At 44.7% G+C, this 10,218-nt stretch carries 9 protein-coding genes; 4 read left to right on the top strand and 5 right to left on the bottom strand.

From position 1 onward, the window contains the following. The 4 genes from miaA to tsaE all read right to left on the bottom strand — a co-directional run. On the bottom strand, positions 1-758 hold a 758-nt coding region (miaA, locus tag A3756_RS24465; RefSeq protein WP_068554930.1), incomplete at its 3' end, for a tRNA (adenosine(37)-N6)-dimethylallyltransferase MiaA. 33 nt (positions 759-791) lie between these two features. Continuing rightward, positions 792-2,684: a DNA mismatch repair endonuclease MutL gene (gene mutL, locus A3756_RS24460; protein ID WP_068514965.1), complete on the bottom strand. Its 1,893-nt coding sequence runs from the start codon at positions 2,682-2,684 to the stop codon at positions 792-794. Positions 2,685-2,719: 35 nt separating this feature from the next. After that, a complete protein-coding gene (locus tag A3756_RS24455) occupies positions 2,720-4,126 on the bottom strand; it encodes an N-acetylmuramoyl-L-alanine amidase (RefSeq protein WP_068511747.1) in 1,407 nt (468 codons plus the stop codon). Positions 4,127-4,193: 67 nt separating this feature from the next. Next, positions 4,194-4,733 carry a tRNA (adenosine(37)-N6)-threonylcarbamoyltransferase complex ATPase subunit type 1 TsaE gene (tsaE, locus tag A3756_RS24450; protein ID WP_068511749.1) on the bottom strand — a complete coding sequence of 180 codons (540 nt, stop codon included), beginning with the start codon at positions 4,731-4,733 and terminating at the stop codon, positions 4,194-4,196. A gap of 227 nt (positions 4,734-4,960) precedes the next feature. On the opposite strand from tsaE, the gene queG reads away from it, so the two are divergent. Further along, positions 4,961-6,058: a tRNA epoxyqueuosine(34) reductase QueG gene (gene queG / locus A3756_RS24445; RefSeq protein ID WP_068511750.1), complete on the top strand. Its 1,098-nt coding sequence runs from the start codon at positions 4,961-4,963 to the stop codon at positions 6,056-6,058. On the opposite strand, the gene A3756_RS24440 is transcribed toward queG, so the two are convergent. Then, the gene (locus tag A3756_RS24440) at positions 6,055-7,521 is read right to left on the bottom strand and encodes a methyl-accepting chemotaxis protein (protein ID WP_068514961.1); all 1,467 of its coding nucleotides are present in this window, start codon (positions 7,519-7,521) and stop codon (positions 6,055-6,057) included. The genes queG and A3756_RS24440 overlap by 4 nt on opposite strands. 198 nt (positions 7,522-7,719) lie before the next feature. Between A3756_RS24440 and A3756_RS24435 the strand changes: the two genes are divergently transcribed. The 3 genes from A3756_RS24435 to A3756_RS24425 are packed head-to-tail and all read left to right on the top strand — an operon-like array spanning position 7,720 to position 10,069. Continuing rightward, positions 7,720-8,391: a PleD family two-component system response regulator gene (locus A3756_RS24435; RefSeq protein ID WP_068514958.1), complete on the top strand. Its 672-nt coding sequence runs from the start codon at positions 7,720-7,722 to the stop codon at positions 8,389-8,391. A 21-nt stretch (positions 8,392-8,412) separates the two neighbouring features. Beyond that, positions 8,413-8,847: a hypothetical protein gene (locus A3756_RS24430; protein WP_068514054.1), complete on the top strand. Its 435-nt coding sequence runs from the start codon at positions 8,413-8,415 to the stop codon at positions 8,845-8,847. A gap of 13 nt (positions 8,848-8,860) precedes the next feature. Then, entirely contained in the window at positions 8,861-10,069 is a 1,209-nt protein-coding gene (locus A3756_RS24425; protein WP_068554928.1) for a hybrid sensor histidine kinase/response regulator, read from the top strand. Positions 10,070-10,218 lie beyond the last annotated feature (149 nt).

Here is a 10,218-nt window from a genome sequence, read left to right as displayed (position 1 = left end):
TAGCCAACACAACGCATTGAAGGCATATCTGCTGTCACCTCTCCAGAGTGGTAAAACCCTTCAACCTCTTCGATAAAACCACTCTTCAACATAATATCAAAGCGTAGAGCAATACGTTGATGCAGCTCGGAACGATCACTCGGTGCAATTGAGAGGTTAATGAATTCATAGGGGGCTGGCGGAATTGCGCCACTCTCTGATTGACTTTGCTGATCCTGCCAAAACTGAGTCAGCGTCTTTCCTGTTACCCGAAAAACCTCCAAAGCTCTTTGAAGACGCTGGGAATCAGTTGGTTTTAGGCGCGCGGCAGATTCGGGGTCGACTAGCGCCAGCTGCTCATGAACATAAGGCCAGCCATGCTTTTCAGCATCAAGAGATATCGCTGCGCGAACCTTGTCATCAGCACAAGGCAAGGATGCGATACCATTCTGCAAAACTTTGTAGTACATCATCGTACCGCCCACCAATAAAGGTGTGCGTCCACGACTTGTTATTTCCTGCATCTCTCTTAGCGCATCATCATAAAACCGAGCTACCGAATAACTGTCTTTAGCAGCAATAATATCAATCAGTCGGTGTGGAGCGCGCGCCAACAATTCTTTTTCGGGTTTTGCCGTACCGATATCCATGCCTCGATATATCAAGGCAGAGTCCACACTGATAATGTCGCAAGCTAAGGTTTCATGAAGAGAGACTGCCAGGTCTGTCTTACCCGCCGCTGTCGGCCCCATTAGACAAATTGCACTAGGCAAGCTCATTGATAAAGCCTTAAAGAAGGTATTCGCAACATCTTAACGCCCCCGCAGAAATAACTTATCCAGCTCACCCATAGACAGTGCGGTCCAGGTTGGGCGGCCATGGTTACACTGACCACTGCGCTCAGTTTCTTCCATATCTCTCAGCAAAGCGTTCATCTCCGGTATCGTCAACGATCGATTGGCCCTTACCGAACCATGACAAGCCATAGTCGACATCAACTCATTCGCTTTTGCCTCTAGCTGGTCGGAGTATCCGTGCGTAATCATATCACTCAACAAGTCTCTTACTAGCTGATCAACATTCACCTGCTGAAGTATCACTGGCACCTGACGAATAACGATACTTTCCGGACCAGACCGTTCTAGGCCCAAACCAAATTTCTGTAAGTCCCCGGCACATTCTTCAGCAACAGAAGCCTCTCGTTGACTTAGAGAGATATTCATCGGCACAAGCAGGGGCTGAGCCTTGATTCCATCACTATAAAAATCATTTTTCATTCGCTCATAAGTAATCCGCTCATGAGCTGCGTGCATATCTACAACAATCAAACCACTACTATTCTGAGCGAGAATATAAATCCCATGAAGCTGAGCAATAGCAAAACCTAATGGGTGTTCACGCCCATCAACAGCTTCTTGCTGCTGACCAAGGTTCTGATCAGGGTGAAGGGCTTTATATTGAGATAGAACCTCCGAAACACCCTGGCCAGATGTTTGCAACATTGATGGCGAAGCACTTCCCACACCTTGGCCAGCGCCAGTCACCGCACTACTAACTCCCTGGACTCCCAAAGACATTGCTGACTGAGAACCATAACTCGGCGTAAAAGCACTAGCCTGAGCTTGAAGCGAAGTACTTGCCTGAATATTTGACAAGTCGCGATTCGGTGCCGAACCATCTTCAGGAGCGGCCAATTCTTCTGGTCGAATATCCGCAAGCGCCTTATGAAGACTTCTGAATATAAAATCGTGAACTAAGCGCCCATCCCTAAAACGAACCTCATGCTTGGTCGGATGAACATTGACATCAACCAGCGCAGGATCAAGCTCTAGATACAAAACAAAGGCAGGGTGACGCCCATGATATAAGACATCACGATAAGCCTGCTTTACAGCATGACTCACCAAACGATCCCTGATAACACGACCATTAACGTAAAAGTACTGCAAGTCAGCCTGACTTCTTGAGAAGGTTGGTTTAGCTACCCAGCCCCATAACTTAAGCCCCGTTGCCTCCACATCAATATCAACCGCATTCTCCATAAAGGGTTTGCCACATAAGGCAGCGATACGCAGTTGTTTTTCCTTGATCGTCGGCGCTGGACGCAGACTATGCACAACTTTCTGATTGTGAACCAACTCAAAACTTACTTCAAAACGGCTCAACGCTTGCCGTTTGAGCACTTCTTCTAAATGATTGAATTCAGTCTTTTCTGTCCGCAAAAACTTTCTTCGAGCAGGCGTATTAAAAAACAAGTCTCTAACATCGACACTTGTCCCTCGATTATGAGCAACAGGACTTAATCGGGCTTCCATATCTCGCCCCTCAGTAACCGCTTGCCAACCCTGCTCTGCATTGTCTGTTTTTGAACTAAGAGCTAAACGGGAAACCGAACTAATACTTGCTAAGGCTTCCCCCCTAAACCCTAAGGTCGCGACGGTTTCCAGATCATCCAGGGATTCAATTTTACTGGTAGCGTGACGACTTAAGGATAGAGGTAAATCATCTTTGCCCATGCCTTCACCGTCATCACGAACTAAAATTCGCTTAACACCGCCTTGCTCAACCTGGACCAATATTTTGCGTCCACCCGCATCCAAGGCGTTTTCTAATAATTCTTTTACAACAGAAGCAGGACGCTCCACCACTTCACCTGCAGCTATCTGGTTTGCTAGGCGCGCGGATAGCTTATGAATTTTACTCATAGAAGAAATCTGAAAATCTAATCAAAAACGGAAGCTTACGAGGAAGGTAGCGACAAGCGTTGACCAACCCATACATTATCAGAGCGAAGCCGATTCAAACGACGAAGCTCTGTAAGCGATACATCATTGCGCATCGCAATATGGGAAAGGGTATCACCTTTTCGAACAACATACTTCTTGAAATTCGTGGCTTTTGATTTAGTGCTTTGAGCAACACTTTGGTTCACTACACTATTGCCACCCTTATTCCATGCCAATAGCGTTCCCGGAGGTGGCGCGTCATTAAAGTAAGCGAGAATTCCGCCCTTTATCGCCTTGGCCATTTTCCGCTGATACTTTGACGACTTTAATCTCTTGGACTCTGCCGGATTTGAAATAAATCCTGTCTCAACCAATATTGATGGAATATCTGGTGACTTCAACACCACAAAACCTGCCTGCTGAACCGAACGCTTATGCAAACGAGCAACATTGCCCATGGAGCTTAATACCTTACTACCTACGCCTAAACTCGCTTTTAAACTTGCCGTGGAAGAAAGGTCCAAGAGTACGCTCGCTAGAACGTCATCCTTGTCTTCCAAACTTACACCACCCACGCCGCCTATTAAATCGGCAGAATTCTCTTTTTGCGCTAACCAACGAGCTGTCTCACTGGTCGCGCCACGGTTTGACAAGGCAAAAACTGATGCACCGTGTGCCTGGGCTTTCTTAAATGCATCAGCATGAATAGACACTAACAAGTCAGTATTATGCTTTCTGGCAATCCGGGTACGCTTGCGCAAACCAATATAATAATCCCGCTCTCTGGTCAGGTAAGCTTTAAAGCCTTTTTGAGCATTAATCTGCTTTCTCAATTCTTTAGCAATTGCCAACACGACATCTTTTTCTTTTATACGATTCGGGCCGATGGCACCCGGGTCTTCCCCACCATGCCCTGGATCTATAACAACGATAATGTCTCGTTTCTGACCCGCAGGCACTTTCTTAACAACATTCTTGCGCGCTTCATTTAGCTTTTTTGTTTTCGTATATAAATCAACAACCAGACGATTTCCGTACTTCTGATTTGGCTTTAGCAAAAAGCTTTTCGTTTCAGCCTCTTCTTTTAAGTCCAATACAACCCTAAGATCATCTTTATTTCTACGTGCACTGCGCACTCCGGAAATAGGCGTACCTTTGAGATTCAAACTATCAAACTTAAGCGCCTTATCAGCATCATTAATATCCAAAACCAAACGCGAGGGATTCTTCAGCATCATGATTTTATGCTTTACCGGGTGTGATAAATCCAGAACTAAACGAATATACTCTGGAGACTCCCAAATACGCGCATTAGTTACTTTCGCTTGAGCAGCATTTACACTGCCAGCCATAAACGTAAAGGCAGCGAACAGAACAAGCACCTTTGCCAGGAAGCTAACTCTACTAGTACGAACTTTCATTAAATTCAGCTCTCTACTCAATCACAAAAGACATGCTTGAAACCACATGAACTCAAATTATAATTACTCAGCATGAAACATTACTCACTACCAAACCCGAGCCCGGCCTTAAACTAACCTCTTTCAATACTGAAAGAATCTCGCCATCTGCAGTAATCTTACAAAGGCGACCACGCCCGGTGCAGCTCAAATCGACTTCAAAATCGGCCTCAGGCAAGAAACCCTGGCCTTTATCAGGCCACTCAATAACACACAACTGCTTTTCCTGACCGTCATGAGGCACTTCAAAATAATCACGCACCCCCATAAATTCTAGCTCTTCGGGGTCGCCCAAACGATACAAGTCAAAATGATTAACTTGCACATTCTGTAATTCATAGGGTTCAACAATCGTATAAGTCGGACTCTTCACCTTACCAAAGTGCCCTGCACCTTCGAGAATCCCCCTAGTTAAGGTTGTCTTACCCATTCCGAGGTCACCGTGCAAAAAGATACTCACCACACCTTGATGAAAACAATGCTCATCGATGACACTGAATAACAAGCGTCCTAATGCTACTGTCGCTGACTCGTCAACCAATACAAGCCCAATAGCCGCTTTTGTCATACTCGCACCCTATATCGATTCACTCTCTTGCCCTATAATCCATAAACAAATATTAAAACAAGCGCTCTTTGCAGACACAAAAAGCAGGTTCTGCTGCACGTTTATGCCATAATAGCGTCGTAACACATTGCTTATTAATGTATTTGCTGAACAAACATTCCTAGTTAACTGTTAAGTATAGCAAAACATCGTCAGACTTACACAAAGATGCCGCTAGAATAGATTCGATGCAAAACACTAAGCCCAATCTTACTCACAACGAGCTGCTAGAACTTGAGCAGTCAATCCAAAAAAAAGCGCTAGAACTTGGGTTTCAGCAATTTGGCATCACAACTAATGACCTAGACATTCATATAGAACGATACAAAGACTGGCTCGATAGAGGTTTTCATGCAGACCTGGATTATATGGAAAAGCATGGAAGCAAACGCTGGCAGGCTGATGAATTAGTTCCCGGCACGCTTAGGGTTATTTCCTTGCGCATGAATTATCTAAGCGACCCAAACTCTCCTCTAGGCCTTTTGAACGAAAAAGAAAAAGCCTATATATCCCGCTATTCCTTGGGGCGTGACTATCATAAGCTAATCCGCTCGAGGCTAAAAAAGCTGATCGAACATATAAAACAAAAAGCGGAAAGCTACAGCTTTAGAGCTTTTGTCGACAGCGCACCTGTACTTGAACGAGCCTTTGCCCAGAAAGCGGGTTTAGGCTGGTTCGGTAAAAATACTATGCTTATCAGTCGTGAAGCGGGTTCCTGGTTTTTTCTGGGGGAAATATATACCGACCTCCCTCTTCCAATAAGTAAACCATACATAGAGGAACACTGTGGTAGCTGTAAGGCCTGCCTCACTGCCTGCCCGACAAAAGCATTTGAAGGACCGTACTTACTAGATGCTAAGCGCTGCATTTCTTATCTAACAATTGAGTTAAAAGGTAGGATTCCGCTAGAGCTAAGAAAGCCTATGGGGAACAGAATCTTTGGTTGCGATGATTGCCAACTCGTCTGCCCTTGGAACAAGTTCAGAAAACCCAGCCAAGAGACAGACTTTAGCCCCCGAAACAAGCTAGATGATATCACTCTGCTAGAGTTATTCTCTTGGAATGAAGAAACCTTCCTAACGAATACCGCAGGATCACCCATTCGCAGAGCGGGCTACGAATCCTGGTTAAGAAATATAGCCGTCGCACTTGGAAATGCGCCACAGTCATTAGTTATCGTTGCAGCCTTAAAACGAAGTAGAGAAACTGCCTCCCCCTTGGTCGCAGAACATATCGACTGGGCATTAGCGCAGCAAACCAAACCAAACAATCAAGAAGAGACTTAGCTACGCTTCATATTTGATGCCTGACTAACAGTATCACTCATTGTATAAGACAGTGACCCCAGGTGTTCAGCTATATCAAGCAACGACTGGGCGTTTGACGCCAGCTTTGCAGAAAAGTCTGCGTTTTCCTGGCAAGCCTCATCTAGATACTGACTATTGCTCACAACACCCTCAATACCTTGACTTTGCATACCCATCGCATCGGCTGAAACATTTATCTCTCGGGCAATATCTTCGACTTCGGAGGTGACGGCCTCCAGGCGATTACCCGTTTCGTTCACAACCATACAGCCCTGGTCGATACTCTCTTCCGCAACAGCCAGAAGCAGGCGTATTTTTTCTGCCGACTCGTTACTTTTGTGCGAGAGCGTCCTGACCTCATCCGCCACAACCGCAAATCCACGCCCCTGATCACCAGCGCGAGCGGCTTCGATTGCAGCATTTAGCGCCAGCAAGTTTGTTTGCTCTGCGATAGCGGTAATCACGCCCATAAATTCCAGAATATCATTATTACCGTCCTTTATTTTTTCCATGCAGTCGATAGTCTCTCGCATCGACTCACTACTAGAAATCGTATTTTTCTGCACTTGCTCAGACTTAAGGCGAACCACCTCCATTGCTGTAGCGGTCTGTTTAACCGAGTTAGCCATATCTTGAAGCGTATTATTCATTTCATGCGAGGACTCTAATTGGATATCAACCCTCTCGCTAATAGATTGACTATCATCATTCATAATCTTTGTCGTAGAAGATAAACGAGAAGAAGTATCAAGCAAAGCTTTAGCCGAATGGCTCGCTTGCTCTAAAATGGTCTGTAACTGGTCAGTTAATGCTTTAGCCTTCTCGGCTTGATAGCATGACTCTTTGGTTGACTCGGCAGCAAACTCAAGCGCCTCATTTCTAAGCTTAAACATATACGCAAGACTAAAAGCCTGGGCCAGAACTGGCAATAAAAAACCAGAGTAAGTATTAATTTTATCTTGCTTATCACTCAACTCAAACACAGGAAGCTCGTACCCACCGCGCTCCAACACGATAAACACAACTACTTCGGCAAACATTACCGCACTCCAAAAGGCACCCCACTTTCGGTCACATACCGTAAACGCTAAACCGATCAATACAACAGGCCAGTAAAAATGAGCTGACTGCAGACCGCCAAGATAATAAACCAGGCAAGCACAATACGTAGATGCCAGGAATACCTGTGTATTTGCTATCAGCATTCTAGGAAAGCGATCCATCTTGTTCGCAATTAGCAATAGAGGCTCACCAATGACCAGCAACCATGCCCAGGCGGCAAGTGCGTCGTAACCAACAGAAGACCACTTAATTAGACTGTATAAGCCGATCACAAAGATCAAACAACACATAAAAGCCATGATCTTGAAATGAATAAAGTCGCGGTCACTCTCAACCATCGAAGGCAGACAAGCATTGAAGCCTTGCTGAATAATATTCAATGTATGTTCCTTAGTGATACTAATAATTTAGACCCAACCGTTACCCTACCTTCAAGAAAGGTGGCCGGTTCAAGCAAGTTCTAATTCACATTATAGCCCATTTTTCACTTTGCAAACTTAGTTCACTTAGTATCTGCAAACACTGAGATTTGTGCTACCTTCAGTAAAGGTAAAATTACTTTTAGCAGGAAAAAGTGCATGTCAGATAAAACGATCATGGTTGTCGATGATGTCGAGTCAAACCGTGTGCTTTTAAAAATGATTCTCGAAGATGACTTTAACATCGTGGAATGCAGCTCCGGCCAAGAATGCCTGGATCAGGTAAGCCAGGAAGTACCTGATATCATTTTGCTAGACGTAAACATGCCCGGAATGACTGGCTACGAAGTTTGTACCGAGCTTAGAAAGCACAAAGAAAGCAGCGTTGTTCCCATTGTTTTCGTCTCTGCCATGGATAATGTCGAAGAACATCTTGCGGGCTTTGAAGCAGGCGGCAACGAATACATCACCAAACCAATTGACCCGGAGCGAGTGCTTGAACGAGTCAATTACTTTATAGATCACCAAGCCGAAACAAACAAAGCGAAGGAAGATGCCAGCAACGCCATGAAAGTTGCCATGGAAGCCATGACATCAAGTAGCGAGCTTGGCCAAATAATCGAATTCGTGAAAACCTCTCAGGAAATCACAACACTGGAAGGCATTGGACAAAAACTATGTGAAGTTGCATCAGGCTTCGGCTTGAGCGCATCCGCTGTCATCTATGGCACCCCTAGTGTTTTTATTAATTGCTCGCAAGACTCTATGGAAGCTCGCGTACTAAGCAAATTCAGAAACTCTAAAGAGCGAATTATCAGCATTGGCGTCTGAACGATGGTTTGCAGCGACTCCATGGGTGTACTTATAAATGATATGCCAGTTGACGATGAAAGCCGCTACGGTCGTTTCAAAGATCACCTCGCAGTTTTATCAAGCATCTGCGATGGCCGACTGCTCACACTTCAATCTCAAATATCAATGACCGACCAGCGTAAAGATGTACTAGGCCGCGCTATAGGTATGACCGAAAAACAGGTCAAACAGCTAACCAATAAACTTGCTGAACATGATGTCACTGTTCGACAAGTTATGCTTGATATGATTACTGAACTGGAAGCCAAACTATTTTCCTTAGGCCTGGACGAAGATCAGGAAGAACAACTAATGGCACTAGCCTATCAAGCAAGTGACAAACTTGAAGGTATGAAAGATAGCGCTAAGAACCTCGAGAATGAGTTAGGCCTGGTACTGGAAGGTCTGTATGAAGTACTAGCAAAGAACACATAACAGAGTCCAGTGCATGAACTTACCCAAGTCATTCAATACGTTCACCTCTATCATTTGGTACGGCGAAAGAAAGCACAATAACGCAGCTCTCGTTGACGCTCTAATCTCGAGCGGCTACCAGGTCGAGCAAATTAGTAATGAAGATGAGCTGAAAAGCAGATTCCTGAAAGTTCCTACAACGTTTTTAATACTTGACCAACCCAATGATATGGTTCGTTGCATCCAGCTAGTCATCTCTTTCAAGCTGCAAGCAAAGGATTCTGCGTTCACTACAATATTGATCTCTGACAAGGCCAGCATCGAAGACAAGGAAAAATACTATCGAGCAGGCGGCAACGAAATTATACACCCTCCTGTTAGCCATAAAGAATTACTAAGTAAAATCAAGCACTACAAAATGCTATGCGATACCGCTAATCGCTTTGCCCAATCAATCGCAACGGAAGAAAATCTGGGCAAAGCAGAAGAGTCTCGACGCCGTTTTTTAACAACCTTGAGCCATGAACTCAGAACCCCTCTCAATGGAATACTTGGCTTTTCAAAAGCCCTGAAGAAAAAAGACGAAGAGACTCCTTTGGGTAAATCTGGTATCGATGCCCTTAGCCGAATATTTGAAAGCACTAACCAGATCAACGCAATTATTACAACCCTGATCGATATCTCCAGCGCCTCTCTGGGCGCTAAGGGAATGATATCAAAAAACTTCGATATCAGCTCTCTCGCCTTAAAGCTCGAAACCAACTTCAGGCAAGCAGCGCTTGAAAAAGGCTTGGACTTCTCAATTGATTACCCTGATGGCCTAACAATGCTAAGCGATGAAAAGAAAATTTATTCAATGCTGCAGCACCTTGTTGATAATGCCATCAAATTCACTCAAAGCGGTAGCGTCAACATTCGCCTTAACACTGACTTCAACCCCACTAGCGGACAACGCATTATCTTTGAAGTATCAGATACAGGCATCGGAATAGACCCGCGAGACCATAAGCGGATCTTTACCGAAGTCGGGCAATTAAATAACGAACACAATCGAGAACATTATGGTGTCGGCCTGGGCTTATATTACGTCAACCTGCTCTCGCAACAGATCGGAGGTAGCGTTGAGGTTGAATCAACTCCCGGCGAGGGCGCTAAGTTTACTTTAGACCTACCTGCTGGAGAGCTAATTCTTGAAGCAGAACCAGTAAACGAAGAGCAAGAAATTGATGACCTATTGTTCTAGGCAGCCACCTCGGCACTTTTAACAACACTCTGTAAATCGAGTATCTGGATTGAAAACCCCTCAGCTCACTTAGACCAAACACAATATCAATATATATTGATATTGTGTTTGCTATATCAATATATATTGATATACTTCAAAACTATGAT

The organism is Oleiphilus sp. HI0086, from assembly GCF_001635225.1.
This window is presented reverse-complemented; position numbering and strand designations above follow the sequence as displayed.